Consider the following 22,407-nt stretch of genomic DNA (forward strand, 5'->3'; position numbering starts at 1 on the left):
ATACGGCTAGGAGGGCATTTTTATGGATCCAAAAGATATTTTTCGTGCGGTACAAACAGGGGAAATAAATTCTGAAGATGCCGAAGCACGATTGCGCCAATTGATGGGCGGGCTTTCGGATGAATCTTTGGAAGAATCATTGGAAGTCCGGTCACAGGAATCAACTTCAGAGGAATTGTCTCTTTCGCTACAGCCATTGGACAGCTTTCACGGACCGGAGAAGGAGAGCAATGGCGAAACGGAAGTGCCGCCTGTGGTTCAATTGCAGGAATTTGAGCATGGCATTGTTCTGTTAACAATGAAGGATACCGTGCACAAAAATACATTTTCCGATGAACTGATTGTGGGCCTGAACCAGGCGTTCGCTACGGTGCAGGCTAACGAGAATTATAAAGTTGTGATTCTGACGGGATATGACACCTATTTTGCCACAGGGGGTACGCAGGAGGGATTGCTGGCCATTCATGAGGGAAAGGCGAAATATAGCGATACCAATGTTTACAAGATTGCACTGGATTGCAAGCTGCCAGTCATTGCTGCTATGCAGGGACATGGGATTGGCGCGGGCTGGTGCATGGGGATGTTTTGCGATTTTATCGTGATGAGTAGAGAAAGTATCTACACTACTAATTTTATGAAATACGGCTTTACTCCCGGTGCGGGCTCAACCCTCATTTTTCCTGAAAAGTTCGGAGTTAGCATGGCGCAGGAAATTTTATTCACTGGTACTAGATATAGCGGTTCAGAACTGGAGTCCAAAGGGACTCCTTTTCCTGTTCTGCCGAGAAATGAAGTGGTACCGTACGCAATGCAGCTGGCAAGGAAACTGTCCGAGTCGCCAAGAGAGTCATTGATTGAGCTGAAAAACCATATGGCTCAGCCGATTAGAGAAAAGCTGGCGGCTACGATTGAGAAAGAAATAAAAATGCAGGACAAAACGTTTGTGAATCAGCAAGAGGTCAAGGAACGGATTCAGACGGCCTACGGACAACTTCCGAATAGCGATGGTACGCACAAACCGCTCAAGCAGGCGGATATGAAAAAATCTGTGCCCAGTATGCCGCATGGTCAGGAGAAGGATTCTATCGCAGTTATTGGCATGGCGGGGCAGTTTCCCAAATCCAAGACATTGGCTGAGTTCTGGGATAACCTGGCTCAGGGCAGGGATTGTATATCGGAAATTCCTTCAACACGCTGGTCCATTGACGAATATTATGATACTGATCCCAAGGCTGAGGGGAAAACCTATAGCAAGTGGATGGGTGTGCTAGAGGATATAGATCGATTTGACCCGTTGTTCTTTAATATATCTCCTGCGGAAGCAGAGATGATGGACCCTCAACAGCGTCTATTTCTGGAAAGTAGCTGGAAATGCATTGAAGATGCTGGATTGAATCCAGCCTCACTGTCAGGGAGCCGTTGCGGTGTTTTTGTAGGTTGTGCAGCTAGTGATTATGGAAGGTCCATGAGCGGACAGGGATTGAATGCGCAGGTTCTTATGGGAGGATCACCTTCCATTTTATCGGCCCGGATTTCGTATTTGCTGAATTTGAAGGGCCCTTCTCTGGCGATTGATACCGCATGCTCTTCCTCTCTGGTAGCTATAGCTGAAGCTTGCAACAGCCTTGTTTTAGAAACAAGCGATCTTGCTTTGGCGGGCGGAGTAATGATCATGGCAGGGCCAGGGATGCATGTCATGACCAGCAAAGCAGGAATGCTGTCCAAGGATGGACGATGCTTTACTTTTGACGCCCGTGCAAACGGGTTTGTCCCTGGAGAAGGGGTTGGCGTTATTTTATTAAAACGGCTCTCTGATGCAATCAGGGACAAGGACTCCATCTATGGAGTTATCCGGGGATGGGGAATGAACCAGGATGGGAAAACCAACGGCATTACCGCTCCAAGTGTAAATTCACAGATTTCGCTTGAAAGTGAGGTTTACCAGCGGTTCAATATTAATCCTGAAACGATCTCTATGGTAGAGGCCCATGGGACAGGTACCAAACTGGGCGATCCGATCGAAGTGGAAGGGCTTACCGAAGCTTTCCGATCCTATACGAACAAAAAGGGCTATTGCGCGCTGGGATCGCTGAAAAGCAATATGGGACATATGCTAACAGCGGCCGGAGTAGCTGGCATAATGAAAGTGCTCCTCGCCATGAAACATCGGCAATTGCCGCCAACCATCAATTTTGAATCCCTAAATGAACATATTTCTTTGGAGGAAAGCCCGTTTTACATTAACACTGGGCTACAAAAGTGGGAGTCCAAACCGGGGATACCTCGACGTGCAAGCGTCAGTGCTTTCGGGTTTAGCGGTACTAATGCGCATATGGTTATTGAAGAATATGTGCCTGTAGCCTCTGAGGTGAAGCTGAACCCAGTCGATCAAGATAACCCAGTGCTATTTGTACTTTCTGCCAAAAGCGAACAAGCCCTGAAATCCTATGCCGCCGACATGATGGAATTTGTTAAATTGCACGAAAGCACTAAGCTGTCAGACCTGACTTATACCCTGCAAGTGGGCAGAGAGGCTATGAACTGGCGCCTCGCGTTTTTGACAGATTCAAGAGAAAATCTGATCCATGAGCTGGAACATTTTGTGAATGGCAACTCGTCGGACAAGGTGTTAACTGGACAAGTGGACGATGCTAGAGGCGAAATTGAACTTTTTGATTCTGACGAAGATACTGGAACCCTCGTTCGGACCTGGCTTCAAAATAAAAGACTTGATAAAGTAGCCAAATTATGGACTAATGGCGCAACTGTTGAATGGGATGCACTTTATGGAGCAACCAAGCCCCAGCGAATCAGTCTGCCGACCTATCCTTTCGAGAGGGAACACTATTGGTTGTCTGAGACAGACATGGAGCAGGAGAATATAAACCCGGCTATGACCGCCCAAATTCACCCTTTGTTGCATCAAAATACTTCCGATCTCTCCGGGCAGCGCTACGACTCCACCTTTACAGGCCGGGAATTTTTCCTAGCAGATCACCGAGTCATGGGCCAACCGACATTACCTGGGGTGGCTTACCTTGAAATGGTGCGAGCGGCCGTAGAAGAAGCAGCAGGAGATGTCATGGAGGGTGAGACCCGTATTCAACTGAGAAATGTAGTATGGGCTCAGCCCATCGTTGTAGCTAACAATCCGATCAGGGTACACACCAGCCTATATCCTCAGGACGATGGAGCGATTGCGTTTGAAATATACAGCGGGGGGGAAGAAGACGCCGAAAATATTATACACAGCCAGGGGATAGCTGTGTTGGAGAGAAACAGTGAGCCGCAGTACCTGGACCTGAATGTTTTACAGGCAGAATGTATTCACAGTTCACTATCTTCAAGCCAATGCTATGAAGCTTTCAGAGCTATGGGAATAGACTATGGCCCGGGACACCAGGGGATCGAGACCATCTTACGGGGAAAGGATTTCGTGCTGGCAAAGCTGTCCCTTCCATCCAATGTATCTCATACTCAAAGTGAATTTGTATTGCATCCGGCTTTGATGGATTCAGCCTTGCAGGCCACAATCGGCTTGGTGATGGATCGGGAAGAACATGTGTCTGAAGGCAACCTCTCGGTACCCTTTGCCTTGCAGGAACTGAAAATATTCGAAAAATGCACTTCTGTGATGTGGGCACGGATTTCCAGACAAGCGAGTGAGGAGACACTAAATGGATTGAGCATAGTACATATCGATCTCTGCGACGAGAGCGGAAAGATTTGTGTGCAGCTCAAAGGGCTCTCATCCAGAGAACTGGAAAAAGGAGCAGGGCAAGCAGATTTCGTCGAGAATGTGGGCACACTCATGCTGGAGCCGGTCTGGGAGGAGGAGGCAGTCCTTGCAGGAGAGAACGCGTTCAAAGATATACGGCATATTGTGATCCTGTGCGAATTTGAAGGTATTTCCAGAAAGGATATTGCAGCTCGTATGGATGGTACTCGCTGCATTGTTTTACAGTCATCGAGTAATGACTTGGATGCGCGGTTTGAAGACTACACTATTCAGATATTTGAAGAATTGCAAAATATAATGCTGGATATACACAAACAAAAAACTTTGCTGCAAATTGCAGTCCCTGCCCGAAATGACCAACAGGTTTATTCCGGGTTCTTTGCCATGCTGCAAACCGCCCAAAAAGAAAACCCGAATGTCATGGGTCAACTGCTAGAGCTTGATGCCAAGGATGGCCCTGAGGGGATTATTGCAAAATTACAAGAGAACCGTTACGGCCAGTACGGCGAACGAATACGATATCATGGCGACAAGCGACAGGCTTTAAAGTGGCAAGAAATTGAAACCTTGCGTGAAGATGCAGCCCAGCCATGGAAAGATGGAGGGACCTATCTCATCACTGGCGGTCTAGGCGGCCTGGGACTGATTTTTGCCAGAGACATCCTGTGTAATGTGAAAGACTCCACCGTCGTACTGGTAGGACGATCACCTCTGTCAGCGGATAAACAGACCTTGTTAAGCGAATTGGAAGCGCTGGAAGGTCATATAGAGTACAGACAGGTGGACGTGGGTCAAAAGGAAGCGGTCACCGAGTTAATTCATGGCATCGTCGAGCAATATGGCGGTCTTAACGGTATTTTACACACAGCAGGAGTGATACGGGACAACTTCATCATCAAAAAGACGATAGAAGAAGTTAGAGAAGTGCTGACTCCCAAAGTCTCAGGGTTGATCCATCTGGATCAGGCCAGCAACTCCCTGCCTCTGGATTTCTTTATCCTGTTTTCTTCCGGCGCCGGAAGTGTTGGCAATGTAGGACAGGTTGACTACTCTGCTGCCAATGGCTTTATGGATGCTTATGCTTCTTATCGAAATGCTTTGGCGGCAGGCAAGCAACGCCAGGGGCACACGCTGTCGATCAACTGGCCGTTGTGGAAGGACGGTGGGATGCATGTCGATGGGGAAACGGAAAAGGCAATGCAAGGTCTGGGCATGATTGCCATGGAAACAGAGAGTGGAATAAAGGCTTTGTATCAAAGCTTATCTTCCGGTAAAAGCCAGGTTATGGTTATCGAAGGATATCCTCAAACGATTAAGACGGCCATTCTGGGACAGCCTTCAGGAACAGAGATTTCAGGCCGTTCCAGAATGGAAGATGGGGAAGCCTCGATTATCGGCGAAGAATGGCTAAGAGAAAAAGCTGAAGACTATTTGAAAACATTGCTTTCGGCTGTAATCAAGCTGCCAGCTGAAAGTATAAATGTAAATGCGCCTATGGACAGGTATGGGATTGATTCCATATTGGTCATGCAGCTCACAAATGAATTGGAAAAAACGTTTGGCTCACTGCCGAAGACATTATTTTTTGAATATCATAATCTCCGCTCATTAACTGGATATTTCCTTGAATCGCACCATGGCCGGCTGGTAGACGTTTTAAAAGCGCAGGAGAAGAATGCGGCTCCTCATAAAGTGGCGAACGAACCTGCAAAAGCAGCAATAGAGCCTTTGGCTCCGATCGCTGCGAGTCGCAGACGTCCATGGCCTTTCCCGACAGGTACGCAGCCCCATCAGGAAGAGAAGGGCTTGGACATTGCCATTATAGGGGTATCGGGAAGATATCCGGGGGCAGCAGGTATCCAGGAGTTCTGGAAAAACCTAAGGGATGGGAAGGACTCCATCACTGAGATTCCCAAGGAGCGTTGGGACTACAGTCTGTACTTTAATGAAACTAAAGGGAAGCCCGGGAAAACCTACAGCAAGTGGGGAGGGTTCATCGATGGGGTGGACTGGTTTGACCCGTTGTTTTTCAACATTTCGCCAAGAGAAGCGGAAACGATGGACCCTCAAGAGCGCCTTTTCCTGGAATGTGTGTATGAAACCATAGAGGATGCGGGCTATACGCGCGAAACTCTTGGTGCAGACCGGGGACTTGGCGGCATGGAAGGCAATGTTGGCGTTTATGTCGGAGTAATGTATCACGAATATCAGCTTTATGGAGCCCAGGAACAAGCCAAAGGGAATATGCTCGGGCTTCTCGGGAATGCTTCGGCGGTTGCCAACCGTGTATCGTATTTTTGTAATTTTCATGGACCAAGTATCGCTGTGGATACCATGTGCTCTTCGTCACTGACAGCAATCCATATGGCCTGTCACGGACTGCAGCATGGAGAATGTGAACTGGCGGTTGCAGGGGGAGTCAACGTTTCCGTCCATCCTAACAAATATCTATTACTAGGACAGGGAAGCTTTGCATCAAGCAATGGGCGGTGTGAAAGCTTCGGACAGGGTGACGGATATGTGCCAGGAGAAGGAGTCGGGGCTTTGCTGCTCAAGCCGCTGGCCAAAGCTATAGCAGATGGAGACCGGATATATGGCGTCATAAAAGGTACTGCAGTGAATCACGGAGGAAAAACCAATGGATATACTGTACCCAACCCCAACGCACAGGCTAGCGTGATTGGGCAGGCTATTCAGGAGGCGGGAATCAACCCTAGAACCATTAGCTATATAGAGGCGCATGGGACAGGAACTCCTCTGGGTGATCCGATTGAAATTGCGGGCTTACAAAAGGTGTTCCGGGAATATACCAGAGACAAGCAGTTCTGTTCAATCGGGTCTGCCAAGTCTAATATCGGACATTGTGAGAGCGCAGCCGGTATTGCCGCAGTGACAAAGGTGCTGTTGCAGTTGAAATATAAACAATTGGTGCCTTCACTGCATTCAAGCAAGTTAAATCCCAACATCGATTTTAGTGATAGTCCTTTTAAAGTACAGCAGACATTAGAGGAATGGAAAAGACCTGTCGTATCCATGGATGGTGAAATCAAGGAGTATCCAAGGTTGGCAGGAGTCTCGGCCTTCGGGGCAGGCGGATCTAACGCGCATGTGGTAATTGAAGAGTACATTCCAGCAGAGACTACTCAGCTGCAAGCTGCTCCTGCGTCTCTTCATCCTGCCATGATTGTGCTATCGGCCAAGAACAGGGAAAGGCTGAACGAGCAGGCGCAAAGATTGCTATCTGCCATTAGAGAGCTGAATGACCCGCGTATAGGTCTCGCAGATATCGCCTACACGCTGCAGATCGGACGAGAAGCGATGGAAGAACGGCTTGCGATCATCGCCACATCCATCCAAGAGCTGGATTGGAAATTGGAAAGCTTCCTGCTGGAAAAGGAAGGTATAGAAGAACTGTATAGAGGACAGGTAAAGCGCAACAAAGGAGTATTGGTCACTCAGGAAATCGATGAGGATATGGCTAAAATGGTGGGTGCATGGGTGAGCAAAGGTAAATATGGAAAGCTCGCCGAGCTTTGGGTGACAGGACTGCTGTTGGACTGGAACAGGCTTTATGGGGAAAAGAAGCCTCACAGAATTAGTTTGCCAACCTATCCTTTTGCCAGAGAAAGCTATTGGGTGCCCGTAAACCAGGTAAAGGGCGATGGCTTGATAGCCGCTCTGAGTCAGTCTACATTTTTGTCCCCTTTACTGCATCACAACACTTCAAACTTCTTGAAGCAGCGGTTCAGCTCAACGTTTACAGGCGAGGAATTTTTCCTCAGAGATCATACGGTAAAAGGCCAACGGATTCTACCAGGCGTCGCTTATCTTGAGATGGTGCGGGCGGCTGTGGAACGCTCTATAGGAGATGAGGACAACTGCACAACAGGAATCCGGTTGAAAAATGTAAACTGGATTCGGCCAATTGTGGTCGAAGATCAGTCATTCCCAGTACACACAGGCCTATTTTTGGAAGACGCGGGAAAAATCAGCTTTGAGGTATATAGTAAGCAAGCAGGAAGCGATATCGGACATACCGTGCACAGCCAGGGCAATGCGGTGCAGTTTAACGTGGAACAAAAGCCAGTGCTTAACCTAGAGGCATTACAGGCAGAATTTGATCTACACGGATTTGAGGGGGAGCGTTGCTACGATATCTTCCAAAAAATTGGCATGGATTACGGCCCAGCCTTCAGGTGCGTGGAGAAAGTGTATACACGTCCGGGCAAGGTACTGGCCAAGCTGGCATTGCCCTCCGTGCTCTCCGATTCGGCTGACAGCTTTGTTCTTCACCCTAGCCTAATGGATGCGGCCTTGCATGCATCCATTGGATTAATCATGGGTCAAGATGGAGAGCTGCCGGACAGCACAGTACCCAATACGCCTTCTATGCCATTCGCCCTTCAAGAGATCGAAATCCATGGGGCATGCACCCAGAATATGTGGTCGTTGATTCAATACAGCGAGGGCAGCAAGAGAGAGGACAAGGTACAGAAGCTCAATATCGACTTATGTGATGAGGAAGGGAACGTTTGTGTCAGAATAACGGGACTATCCACCCGAGCGCTGGACGGAGATATCCGCACTGAGCATGCACAAGGCGTAGTTGCAGGAGATCATGCCGCCGATCCGCTTGTAGGAGCTGTCATGCTCATCCCAAAATGGGACCCCGTTGCGCTTAAAAAAGAATCAGCTTTCCCATCTTCGACAGACCGAATGGTCATTGCAGGTGGTACGGACAAAGATAGACAGGCCATCCGGGAATATTATCCGAAGGCGCATTTTTTGGAGCTGCAGGCGCAGGATTCCATAGAAACGGTTGCCTCAAAGGTTGAAGAATATGGAGCCGTTGACCATATACTGTGGATTGCACCTACGATTTCTGTCGAATCGGTCACTGCTGAATCCTTGATTGAGGAACAGGAGCCCGGAGTCTTGCTCTTCTTTAGAATGGTCAAGGCGCTGCTCCTGCTGGGGTATGGGACGAAAAAGCTAGGCTGGACCACCATAACCACCCAGGCTCAGTCGATCGATCAGGACGATACAGTCCACCCGGCCCACGCAAGTTTGCATGGGTTGGTAGGCACGATGGCCAAAGAATATCCGAACTGGAAGGTTCGTATCATAGACCTGCAATCCGACTATGACTGGCCGTTATCCGAACTATTTACGCTGCCTTCAGACCGTCAGGGACGGATGTGGGTTTTCAGAGGCGGTCAGTGGTATCGCCAGCAGCTGATTCCGTTTAAGCAGACTCCAGGCTCAAAAGGACAGACGCTGTACAAAACCGGAGGCATCTATGTGGTTATCGGTGGTGCAGGCAACATCGGAGTGGCGTGGAGCAAGTATATGGCTTCGACCTATCAGGCCCAGATGGTGTGGATAGGCAGAAGGCCAAAGGACGCGTCCATCCAGGCTAAATTGGACGAATTTAAAGGCCACGGACCTGTTCCATACTATATTACGGCAGATGCAGCAGATGAAAGGTCGCTGCAGGGGGCATATGAGGAGATAAAGCAGCGGTACTCCAAGATCAACGGCGTAGTCCACTCTGCCATTGCCTTTTTGGAGAAGGGTTTGGAAGATTTGACGGAGGAAGAGCTCCGGTCCGGGCTTTCGGCAAAGGTCGATGTGAGTGTGCGCATGGCTCAGGTCTTCCAAAATGAACCGCTGGATTTCGTGTTGTTTTTCTCTTCCATTATTGCCTATGTAAAAAATCCGGGACAAAGCAGCTATGCTGCCGGATGTACCTTTAAGGATGCGTTTGCGCAGCGGCTTTCACAGGAATGGCATTGCCCGGTGAAAGTCATGAACTGGGGATACTGGGGGAACGACGAGAACAATGCTTCCCAAGACAGGCAGCAAGAGGTGGAAAATTACTCAAAACTAGCGCAGATCGGCGTCGGACTTATTGAGCCTCAAGAGGGGATGGAGGCACTTGAGACGTTGCTTGCTTCACCATTGAATCAAGTAGGGCTGATGAAGACAACAAAACATTTAGATTTGGAAGGGACTAATCCGGCGGAAGCCATTGGCCTATATCCGCACAACACGGATCCCGATCTTCGGGATATACAAGAAAGTATGGCTGCAGTAATCAAATCAAAAGACCAGTTTGCCGAGGATTATGCGGCAGAGGATGCTGGCAGCCTGCAGGAAAAGGAATTGGAACACCTTCTGGGCAAGCTGTTGCAGGAGCAGCTTTGGTCCATGGGGCTGTCAGGGACAGATCATCAGTCTGTTGACGAGTTCAAACATAAGCATGGACTGCCTGAGTTATACGGCAAATGGCTAGGTGAGAGTGTAAAGATTTTGGCACGGCTGAATGATGCTCTTACAGATGGAAATGCTTCCAGCCCGGCTTACCGAGAGGATGTCTGGCAGGAATGGGAAGAGCACAAGCATACATGGAAAAAATATCCGCAGATGCGGGCGAGGGTACATTTGGCTGAGACAACGCTGCGGGCCTTGCCTGAAATTATTACCGGCCAATGTCCTGCAACGGAAATCATGTTCCCCAATTCCTCGATGGAATTAGTGGAAGGGATTTATAAAGACAGTCTGGTAGCTGACTATTTTAATGAAGTTCTTTCCGATACGATCGCCGCCTATGTTCAGCAGAGAATTATGAGCGACTCTGCTGCAGAAATCAGAATTCTCGAAATCGGAGCAGGCACCGGAGGAACCAGCAACACCGTATTCCTCAAATTACGGCCATATTGCAAACACATTCAGGAATATTGTTATACCGATATTTCGAAGGCCTTTTTGATGCATGCGGAAAAAGAGTATGGGCCAGACAATCCGTACCTTAGTTATCGAATCTTTAATGTGGAAGAACCTATTGCTGGACAAGGTATTGATGCGGGTAAATATGACATTGTCATTGCTGCCAATGTACTTCATACGGCCAAAGATATTCGTCAGGCATTGCGTAATGCGAAAGCGGTTTTGAAAAGCAACGGCCTGCTTCTATTAAATGAACTCATGGGCAGCAGCATATTTACCCACCTTACCTTCGGATTGCTGGATGGCTGGTGGGCTTATGAGGATTCGGAGTTGCGTATTCCCGGCTGCCCTGGACTTTATCCTCACGTATGGAAAAGCGTATTGGCCAAAGAAGGCTTTCACACAGCGTTCTTCCCGGCACAGGAGGCGCATGATTGGGGCCAGCAGATCGTTGCAGCCCAAAGCGATGGCTTGGTTCGGCAAAAGCGACAGCCAAAGCAAAAATCCCTATCGGTAGAGAATAGAACCGTTGAAGCAGGATCAATAAAACAATCAGCTCAGCCCAAAAGAGAGGCAGTACAGGCGGAATCAGCGGAATCAGAAAATGTGCTGCGCAGCAAAAGTACGGCCTACTTTAAAAATTTACTTGGCGAAACCCTAAAAATGGAACCGGGAAGCATCGACTCTACGGTTGCCCTGGAAGAGTACGGGATCGACTCGATATTGGTTGTGCAAATCACCAATGTGCTGCGTGAAGTGATCGAGGATTTTGCCAGCACCCTGTTTTTTGAGTACAACACCATAGATGATCTGGTAGCGTACCTGCTTCAAACGCAAAAGGATTCGTTGAAGAAGCTGGTAGGTATGAAGGAGACAGAGATGAGCGAAGAAACTTCCAGAGTGGAAGAAGTCCCTGCTCCACAGGTAGTCGATATTGCCCCGATGAGATTTGCACAGAAAGGACGCTTCCTTAAGCCGTCTGTCAGCAAAGGTGAGAAGCCGAAGGAGCACTCCTCTAATATCAGAGATATTGCGATTGTGGGCTTGTCCGGGCGCTATCCAGGAGCTCGTAATGTAGAGGAATATTGGAACAACCTAAAAGAGGGTAAAAACTGCATCACTGAAATTCCGAAAGATCGTTGGGATTGGAAGACCTACTTTGACGAAGAAAAAGGAAAACGAGGTACCATCTATACGAAATCAGGCGGCTTTATCGAGGGAATCGATTTATTTGATCCACTATTTTTCAAGATTTCTCCTGCAGAAGCCGAAACTATGGACCCGCAGGAACGGCTCTTTCTGGAAGCTGCATATGCAAGTATAGAGGATGCCGGATATACCCCTGCCAATCTTTGTGAGAGTCGTAAAGTGGGCGTATTCGCAGGCGTGATGAATGGAAATTACGGTTTGGGACCTCAATACAATTCCATTTCCAATCGGATATCCTATCATTTGGATTTCCAAGGTCCAAGTATGACCATCGATACCGCTTGTTCCTCCTCATTGACGGCTATCCATCTAGCTTTGGAAAGTCTGTATAGCGGTATCAGCGAGTGCGCTATTGTCGGAGGGGTCAATTTGATCGTAGACCCAATCCACTATATCAAGCTGTCAGCGATGACGATGCTTTCGAAAACTGGCGAATGTAAGTCGTTTGGAGACCAAGCGGATGGATTCGTTGATGGGGAAGGCGTCGGCGCTATCGTGTTAAAGCCGCTGGAGAAGGCTATTGCAGACGGTGACCATATTTATGGTGTCATCAAAGGGAGCATGCTCAATGCTTCAGGTAAAACCAGTGGTTATACCGTGCCTAGCCCTCAAGCTCAATCTCAACTGATTGAGGATGCGCTACGGCGTTCGAATGTTGATGCAAGAACCATCAGTTATATTGAAGCCCATGGAACCGGCACGGCTTTGGGAGACCCTATTGAAATTGCCGGATTGACCAGGGCTTTTGAGAAATTCACACAAGACAAGCAGTTCTGCGCCATAGGTTCGGTCAAATCCAATATTGGTCACACCGAGAGCGCAGCAGGCATTGCAGGAGTAACTAAAATATTGCTGCAGCTTAAGCATCGCCAGTTAGTACCGTCCTTACATTCTAGGAAGTTGAATCCTGAAATTCATTTCAGCAATACTCCTTTTGTCGTTCAGCAGAATCTAGAAGAATGGAAGAGACCGGTAATTACAACCGATGGAATCACTCAGGAGTGTCCGAGACGGGCTGGAATATCGTCTTTCGGTGCAGGTGGGGCCAACGCTCATATCGTGATTGAAGAGTATATTCCCGAGGTTCAGGAGCCATCAGGAATAGAACCTGCTTCTCAGGGACCTGCGATGATCGTGCTATCAGCCAAGAGTGAGGAGCAGCTTAAGGAAAAAGGACGACAGCTGCTTGAGGCTCTTCAGGGTCAGCTATCCTCGGCCAGCATATTGGATATTGCCTATACGCTCCAGGTGGGACGCGAACCGATGGAGGAGCGTCTAGCCATGCTCGTGGATTCGATCACAGATCTTGAGGAGAAATTAAAGGAATTTGTGGACGGACGCCACAGCATGCTCAACCTGTATAGAGGTCAAGTAAAACGCAACAAAGAAGCGTTGTCCATTTTTACGGGGGACGAAGACCTGCAACAACTGATTGAACATTGGATTTCCAAAAGGAAATATACAAAGCTTCTGGAGCTGTGGGCCAAAGGGCTAAATTTGGATTGGGAAAAAGTTTATACGGGGAAGGTACCTCACCGTATCAGCCTGCCAACCTACCCATTTGCAAAAGAGCATTATTGGACTTCGGATAGCAAGGATCAATTAAAAGCCCACGCATTACTGTCGCAAAATGAAAGCAATGTAGATTTTGATGATCAATTGTGCGGCAGACTCTTGGATGAAATGATGAACGACGCCATGTCTGTTGATGAGGCCGCCAATGAAATCTTCAATATATTCATACGTAAATGAGAAGTTTCTACATGCTGGGAGGCAATCGAAGATGAAGGACTTTTTTCAAACTATTCTGGGTGAGGTAAAAAGCGGACGGATGCAGAAAGAGGAGGCTCTCCTCAGAATACGCCAAATTCAAGCTCAAATGGCTTCAGATGGAACTCTGCACAGCAGAGCAGGGAACACGGAGGGGGCTCTGGCGGATACAGGAGTCCTTATGCTTGAGCCTTCATGGAAAGAGCAAGCTGCGCTCCAAAAAGCGACTCTTCATGAATGTAGCCAGCATCTGGTGGTGCTTTGTGAACTTGATCATATCTCAGAGCGAAGTATTGAAGCGCTCATGAAAGGAACCCGATGCATCAAGCTCCATGCCGGTTTGACCGGCATGGATGAACGCTTTCAGCGCTATGCCCTTCAACTGCTTGCAGAAGTGCAAATGCTCCTCAAAGAGAACTTGAGGGGCAGCGTGTTGGTACAGATTGCTGCTTCTTCACAAACCGGGCAGCAGCTCTTTGCTGGGCTTTTGGGATTGCTGCAAACAGCCGAAAAAGAAAATCCAAAAATCGTAGGGCAATTTGTTGAATTGGAAGCTACAGGTTTGGAAGAGATCGTTGAGAAATTGAAAGAGAACAGTCAATACCCCAAAGACAAAAGGATACGGTATGAGAACGGTAAACGTCTGATTCTCAGCTGGAATGAAATGAAAGCCCCTGAAACTCCGGGAAGAGTGCCCTGGAAGGATCAGGGGATTTATTTGATTACGGGCGGTGCAGGAGGTTTAGGGCTTGTTTTGGCGAGAGATATCGCCCGGCGAGTCCGAGAAGCTACGCTAGTCCTTGTAGGACGTTCCATGCTTGATGAAGGCAAGCAGGTCATACTGGAGGAGTTGAAGGCGCTGGGAGCCCGCGTAGAGTACAAACGAGCGGATGTATCCCGAAAGGAAGAGGTCTCGCAACTGGTCCTAAAGATCCGAGAGGAGCACGGGGGGCTTGATGGCATCCTCCATAGCGCAGGGGTGATACAGGATCGTTTTATGATTCATAAGACGCAGGAAGAGTTCAAGGAAGTAATGGCGCCCAAAGTAGCCGGGGTGGTCAACTTGGATCAGGCGACGAAGGAGCTAGATCTTGATTTCTTCATTTTCTTCTCTTCCATCGCAGGGATTATGGGCAATCCTGGTCAGGCCGACTATGCCGCAGCAAATGCGTTTATGGATGCCTATGCCTTTTATCGAAACAGCCTCGTCTCTTGCAAGGAGCGCAAAGGGCAGACGCTGTCTGTCAATTGGCCTCTCTGGAAGGATGGAGGCATGCATGCGGATGCTGAAACGGAGAGGGTTTGGCAAAGTATTGGCATGGTGGCCATGCAAACTTCAAACGGTGTTAAGGCTTTATATGATAGCCTGGCCTCTGGCCAGAAGCAGGTGCTGGTGATAGAGGGGGATTTATCCAGATTGCGGAAGCATCTATTGGAGCCTCAGCCACAGGAGAACGTGTACGTTGAAGAGACAGCTTCTTCACCAATAAATCCTGAGCTGCTTCTGGAAAAAACCTTGCACCAGCTTAAAGTGTTGTTTGGAGAAGTGACTAAGCTGAGCGTTGAAAAGATTGATGTCAGTGAGCCTTTGGAGAGCTACGGCATAGACTCCATCATGATTACAAGGCTCAATCAAAAGCTTCAGGGAGTTTTTGGTGAAATCTCGATGACCCTGTTTTTTGAATATCAGACGTTGGAAGCGGTAGCGAAATATTTTATTGCTGACTACTATGAGGAATGCGTACGGTGGACAGGACTTGGCAGACGGCTGGAGCCGGAAGAAAACTTCGTCCCTGCATCCTTGCATGTTAATAGCGAATTATCATTGTCGACTCTGCAAAAGGAAGAAAAACATCGCACTAGCAGTGCAGCTATGGATACAGGCAGTGCGAAACACGAGCAAATAGCCATTATTGGTATAAGCGGACGATTCCCACAAGCAAAAAATATGGAAGAATACTGGAGCAATTTACAACAGGGCAAAGATTGTATTACAGAAATCCCTGCGGATCGCTGGAAGAGGGAAGGATTTTATTCTCCTGACATCAAGGAAGCTGTGGAGAAGGGCAAAAGCTATAGCAAATATGGGGGATTTGTAGAGGATTTCGCAGATTTTGATCCTCTTTTCTTCAATATATCGCCCCGGGAAGCGATGAGTATGGACCCTCAGGAACGGATATTCCTGGAAGAATGCTGGAAGGCCTTCGAGGATGCTGGATATAGCAGAGATCAGCTTGCAGTGCAATACAATGGGCGAATCGGCGTCTTTGCAGGCATTACCGCAACAGGCTTCAATTTATACGGTCCCAAGCTGTGGGAGCAAGGCAAACCGATCTTTCCTCGCACATCGTTCAGTTCGGTAGCCAATCGAATATCGTATCTCTTGAATTTGAAGGGACCGAGCTTTTCGGTCGATACCATGTGCTCTTCGTCATTAACTGCAATCCATGAGGCTTGTGAGCATATTCATAACGGAGAATGCGAGATTGCCATTGCAGGTGGAGTCAACTTATATCTTCATCCTTCCAACTATGTTTTTCTAAGCACAATGCGAATGCTATCGCCAGAGGGACGTTGCAAGAGTTTTGGCGAAGGGGGGAATGGATTTGTCCCTGGTGAAGGTGCGGGCGTTGTACTGCTCAAACCTTTATCTCAGGCCATTGCTGACAAGGATCACATTTATGCGGTTATTCGGGCTACTAGTATCAATCATGGTGGAAAAACGAACGGATATACCGTTCCTAATCCGGTAGCACAAGGAGAATTGATCCGAGAGGCTTTGGATAAAGCAGGCGTCAATGCTCGAACAGTCAGTTATATTGAAGCCCACGGAACAGGGACAGAGCTTGGTGATCCTATTGAAATTACCGGACTTACCCAGGCTTTCAAGAAGGATACACAGGATACAGGGTTCTGTGCGATTGGCTCGGTAAAATCAAATATAGGCCATTTGGAGGCGGCCGCAGGGATTGCGGGTGTCGCTAAAATTATACTGCAAATGAAAAACCAGAAAATTGCCCCAAGTCTGCATGCCAAAGTATTGAATCCCAATATAAATTTTGCCAAGACGCCATTTGCAGTTCAGCAGGGACTTGCTGAATGGAAACGTCCGATTCTGGAGGAAAACGGCGAGCAACGGGAATACCCGAGAATTGCAGGAATATCTTCCTTCGGAGCCGGAGGATCTAATGCCCATATCGTTCTTGAAGAATACATTCCAGCAGAACAGGCTGCCTCTACTCCGCAAAGGCCAGTTGTCATCGTATTGTCGGCCAAAAGTAATGAAGCATTGAAAGAGCAGGCTGTTCAATTGACTGCTGCAATGGATAAAAATGACTTCTCGGATAATGACCTGATAAATGTGGCTTACACCTTGCAGATAGGGCGTGAGGCGATGGAAGAGCGCCTTGCTGTGGTCGTTCAGTCAGTGGAGGAACTTAGAAACAAGCTGCAGGAATTTATTGGGGGAAGGCAGAATATTGTACAGCTTTATCGGGGACAGGCTAAACGAGATAAGGAGAGTTTAGATGTCGTTAAGCAGGAAGAAGCGCTGGATGAATCCTCTGATGCCTGGAATCTAGCAGAGAAATACGGCAGGCTTTCGGAATTGTGGGTCAAGGGTGTGCACATTGACTGGAACAGACTTTACAGTGATGTCCAGCCTTTCCGCATCAGTTTGCCTACGTATCCCTTTGCTAGGGAACGCTACTGGATATCAGTAGATGAAGAAAAGCCCGCTGGCGTCACTCCGGCATATCTGCACCCCTTACTGCATCACAATACCTCCGTTCTTTCTGAGCAAAGATTCAGCTCAATCTTCAACGGTCAGGAGTTTTATCTGAATAACTCCGTCGTTGATGGAAGACTTGTTCTGTCGGATGGAGCATGTCTTGAAATGGCGCGGGCAGCGGTTGAACAATCGTTAACAGTTCAGGAGAAGGGTCAGGCAGGCATCACACTCACAGACATGGTATGGACACATGCTCCTGTCATAGGAGATCAGCCGGAAATACATATAGGACTCTTTCCGGGAGATCAAGGTGGAATTGGCTTCAAAATTTACAGCACACGAACCGAAGCAGGAGATCCTGTCTTACACAGCGAGGGAAGTGCCGAGCTGGAGGCTTTAAATAGAACGGAAACATTAGATATTCAGGCTTTGCAGATGGAGTGCATTGATCATATTTTACCTAGGGGAGACGATGAAGCACTGCGCACGACTGGAGCCAACTACGATTCGGAATTCCAGTCCGCTGAGCAAGTTTATATAGGTCAGGGTTTGGTGTTGGCCAAGCTATCACTGCCTTCCGGTATTGCGAATACTGGGGGCCTATTTGTTATGCATCCCTTCATGACAAGTGCTGCCCTGCAATTGCCGTTATACCTGCTTTCGAATAATGAAAATGTTATGCAGTTCAATGGCATTGATTCTCGGGAAAAAATACTGCCGACTGCGATAGATAAGCTTCAAATATTTCAGGAATGTCCGAGCAAAATGTGGGCGTTAGTACGGCATGGAAGAGGAAATCAGATTAATCATAAGATGCACAAGTATGATATTGATTTGTGCGACGAGGCAGGCAGAATCTGTGTGCGCATAAAAGGGGTCTCCTATAAGGAAGCGGAGACTTGTGAGCAACCGCTCGGTGCAATGATGCTACAGCCATTCTGGAAAGAACAGGCGGCTAATAAGGAAACCATAGCAACCGACTACGAACGGCATGTGGTCATACTTTGTGAGACAGATGCCATAGCTGCAGTACATGTCGAGGCCTCCTTGACAGGCGTGGAATGCATCACCCTACAAGCCCGCATGGAAGAGGTCAACCGACGCTTTGAAACATATGCCGTTCAGGTTTTTGAGAAAATACAAGGCATCCTAATTGACAAGCCTAAAGGCAAAGTGCTGGTACAAATGGTAACGATGTCTGGAAATGAGAAACTACTTTTCTCCGGGCTGTGCGGCATACTCAAAACGGCTCATAAGGAAAATCCAAAGTTCTACGGGCAACTGATTGAAGTAGGGGAAACGGAAAAAAATGAAGGACTCATTGAAATATTAAGGTCGAGCAGTCAGCGTCCAGAGGACAGCCGCATCCGTTTTGTAGAAGGTAAACGTTGGATTCCTGCCTGGAACAAGGTTGAAATGCCAGCGACACCACAAATTCCATGGAAAGATCATGGGGTTTACCTGCTTACTGGAGGTGCCAAGGGCCTGGGTCTAATTTTTGCCAAAGAAATTGCGCGCCAGACCAGGGAAGCAACCTTGATTCTGACTGGGCGGTCCCTGCTGACCGAGGACAAGCTGGCCCAATTGGAAGAATTGAAGGCTTTGGGCGCCAAGGTGGAATACAGACAGGTGGATGTCACGCAGAAGGCAGCGGTGGTTGGCCTGATTGAGGACATCCAAATGGCATACGGCGGAATTAACGGCATTCTGCACAGTGCTGGAATCATTAAAGATAACTATATTATCAAAAAGACGAGCGCAGAATTCAGGGAAGTTCTGGCACCGAAGGTGGTCGGACTAGCCAATTTGGATCAGGCCAGTAAGGACATGCCCCTAGATTTCTTTATTCTTTTCTCATCAGCTGCCGGAGTGGGCGGAAATGCGGGTCAGTCTGACTATGCCACCGCGAATGCGTTCATGGATGCCTATGCTTGGTATCGTAATACTTTGGTATCCTCCTGGGAGCGTATGGGCAAAACGCTGTCGATCAATTGGCCGTTATGGAAAGACGGCGGAATGCGACCTGACCAGGAGACGGAAAAAGCTTTGCAGAATGTAGGCATGTATGCGATGAGGACAGAGACTGGTATTCGTGCGTTGTATCAAAGTATAGCCTGCATATCGAATCAAGCGATGGTGGTAGAAGGAGACATTGAGCTGATCAGCAGAATGATGATTATGGAAGGACAGCTTGAAGACAGCGGAGAAGCAGCCCGAGATCAGAGACTCGGATCAGAAGACAACATCGCTCCTTTCTCAGAAAATAAGACAGTGTCCGTCCAAGATGAACATCTGCTGCGTGAAAAGACGGCCCATTACTTGAAGACTTTGTTGTCTTCGTCAATCGAACTGCCTGCATATCGAATTGAAGAGGATGCGCCGTTGGAAAATTACGGGGTGGATTCTATCAAGTCCATGGAACTGACTGACCAGTTGGAGAAAACGTTCGATCAGGTGTCGAAGACGATATTTTTTGAATATCCGAATATCCGGAGCTTAACCGAGTATTTTCTGGAATCTCATCGAGACGAATTAATCGCTCTGTTTGGTCTGGAGCAGGCAGTAACTGTAGGTGTAAAAGCCACCACCGCTACGACAGCAATGGATACAGAACTTCGACCAGGAGAAGAACAGTTGCGTGATCAGGTGACAAGTTATCTAAAAGGCTTGCTTTCTTCGTCTACCGGACTGCCGGAACAGCGCATTGAAGAGGATAAAAACCTGGAGAACTATGGAGTTGACTCCATAAAGTCTATGGAAATAACCGATCAGCTGGAAGAAACGTTTGGATCACTGTCCAGAACCTTACTGTTTGAATATCCGAATATCCGAAGCTTAACCGAATATTTTCTGGAATCTCACCGAGACGAATTAAGCACTTTGTTTGGTCTGGATCAGGTAGCGACTGTAAGTGCAATAGCTGACACGGCTTCCGTAGCCAATGAGACAAAATCCCTGGCTGGAGAAGAGCGGTTGCGTGATCAGATAACGGGTTATCTAAAGGGCTTACTTTCCTCATCCACTGGACTGCCGGAACAGCGCATTGAAGAGGATAAAAACTTAGAAAACTATGGGGTTGACTCCATAAAGTCTATGGAAATAACCGATCAGTTGGAAGAAACGTTTGGATCACTGTCCAGAACCTTACTGTTTGAATATCCGAATATCCAGAGTTTAACGGCTTACTTCCTGGAATCTCATCGGGACGAATTGAACGCTTTGTTTGGTGCTGAACAAGAGCTAGTCGCGGCAGCCAGCACGAAATCCATGGGCATCGTAGAGCATGCAAAAGCGCCCTCTCCTTTATTTCGGCACTCACCTATTTCGTCAGTGCGAGTAGAGCCTAAGGAGGAGGCAAAAGAAACGAAGACAAAAATAGAAACAAAAACAGAAACAGGAGCGATGGACATTGCTGTCATCGGGATGTCTGGAAAATATCCTGGAGCGGAAAATATTCAAGAATTCTGGAGAAATCTCCAAGAGGGCAAGGACTGCATTACCGAAGTTCCCAAAGATCGCTGGGATCACGATCTTTACTTTGATAAAGAAAGAAATAAACCGGGAAAAACCTACTGCAAGTGGGGGGGCTTCCTAAACAGAATAAATCCGTTGGATTCTTCTTTCTTTCACCTCACTCCTTATGAGGTGAGTTTGATGGACCCTATGGAACAGCTTTTCCTGGAAATGATATGGAGCCTGCTGGAAAGTGCGGGATATACGCGAGAGATGCTACAGAAAAAACACCAATCCAAGGTTGGGGTCTACGTTGGTGCTACGTATCATAAATACTGCACCTGTGATACAAATACGGATGCCCCTCGGATCACATCCTTTGGTTCTGTTGCCGTCGCCAACCCCATGTCGCATTATTTCAATTTCCAGGGACCGAGCATATCCATTGATACGATGAGCTCTTCCTCTGCTGTGGCTGTCCATATGGCATGTGAAAGCCTGATCAGAGGTGAGTGTCAAATCGCAGTAGCTGGCGGTGGGAATCTGTTGACAAGCCCCAAAAAGTATATTGAATCCAGCCAGAACCAATTGATCGGAAGCCATGAAGAAAGTCGAAGCTTTGCGGATGGAGACGGATATCTTCCTGCTGAAGGTGTTGGGGCAGTTCTCTTAAAGCCGCTTCATAAGGCAGAGGAGGATGGAGACTGCATTTTAGCAGTCATCAAATCTACGGCCACTAATCATGGAGGACACAGTAATGGGTACACGGTCCCCAATCCCAATGCACAGGCACAACTTGTTGAAGAGAACTTTTTGAAAGCCGGCATTCACCCTCGGACAGTCAGCTATGTAGAGGCAGCAGCCAATGGATCTACATTAGGAGACCCGATTGAGCTAGTCGCCTTGAAAAAATCTTTCCAGAAATTTACGGATGAGCAGCACTTTTGTGCCATGGGTTCGGTTAAATCCAATATAGGCCATGCAGAAGCGGCCTCGGGGATATCGCAGCTTACCAAGGCCATATTGCAATTGTGGCATCGAAAGCTGGTTCCCACCATTAAAGCGGAAAAGCTGAATCCTAATCTTACGTTCAGCAATACTCCATTTTATTTGCAGCGGGAGCTTCAGGAATGGAAGCGGCCTGTAATAGAGCTGGAGGGAGAAGAGCGGGAATTTCCGCTACGGGCAACAGTAAGCTCCTTCGGTGCTGGGGGATCGAATGTTCATTTTATTCTGGAAGAATACATCCCTTCGCCAAAAGAAGCTGTCCAGTTGCAAGGGGCAGATCAGACAGAAGTAGTGGTTCTCTCAGACATAAACTGGGAGCGACTAAATGCGCTTGCGAGTCAATTACTTGAATATGTAGAGCAGCAGCACGAGCTTTCCTTACATGATATTGCTTTCACCCTTCAGACAGGCCGTGAAGCGATGAAGTGCCGGGCGGCAATCGTAGCGAGCTCACGGGAGGAATTGCGAACTGGTCTTAGAGAGCTTATCGAGTCAGTCGGCCAGGGCAACGAGCCGGAGAGAGCATCTATTCCAGTATTTATCGGAGAAGGCGGAGAAGATTCAAATAAAAGTGCACTTCTGTCAGGAAAAGTAGGCGAGAAAGTTTCTCAAATACTTCTAGAGGAGAGAAATCTGGAAAATATTGCGATGTATTGGACCCAGGGAGGCAGGATTACGTGGGAGGCGCTCCATGAGGGACACACTGTTCGTAGAATTCCCTTACCGACTTCTCCTTTCTGAGCACACATTGGGGAACAAAACCCTGTCT

The 22,407-nt window shown here is 48.0% G+C and carries 2 protein-coding genes; both read left to right on the top strand.

The window, feature by feature from the left end:
* Window positions 1-22: 22 nt before the first annotated feature.
* A complete protein-coding gene (locus MMB75_RS02955; RefSeq protein ID WP_103042522.1) occupies window positions 23-13,429 on the top strand; it encodes an SDR family NAD(P)-dependent oxidoreductase in 13,407 nt (4,468 codons plus the stop codon).
* Between the two features lie 31 nt (window positions 13,430-13,460).
* Window positions 13,461-22,379, top strand: a complete 8,919-nt coding sequence (locus tag MMB75_RS02960; RefSeq protein ID WP_016822430.1) for a hybrid non-ribosomal peptide synthetase/type I polyketide synthase — start codon at window positions 13,461-13,463, stop codon at window positions 22,377-22,379.
* Window positions 22,380-22,407 lie beyond the last annotated feature (28 nt).

It is taken from the genome of Paenibacillus sp. P2(2022) (assembly GCF_029522175.1).
GTDB classification, from domain to species: Bacteria; Bacillota; Bacilli; order Paenibacillales; family Paenibacillaceae; genus Paenibacillus; species Paenibacillus polymyxa.

Bases quoted from the DNA above. Each gene is read 5' to 3' on its own strand.
- MMB75_RS02960 (WP_016822430.1), top strand. From the start codon at position 13,461: ATGAAGGACTTTTTTCAAACTATTCTGGGTGAGGTAAAAAGCGGACGG.
- MMB75_RS02955 (WP_103042522.1), top strand. From the start codon at position 23: ATGGATCCAAAAGATATTTTTCGTGCGGTACAAACAGGGGAAATAAAT.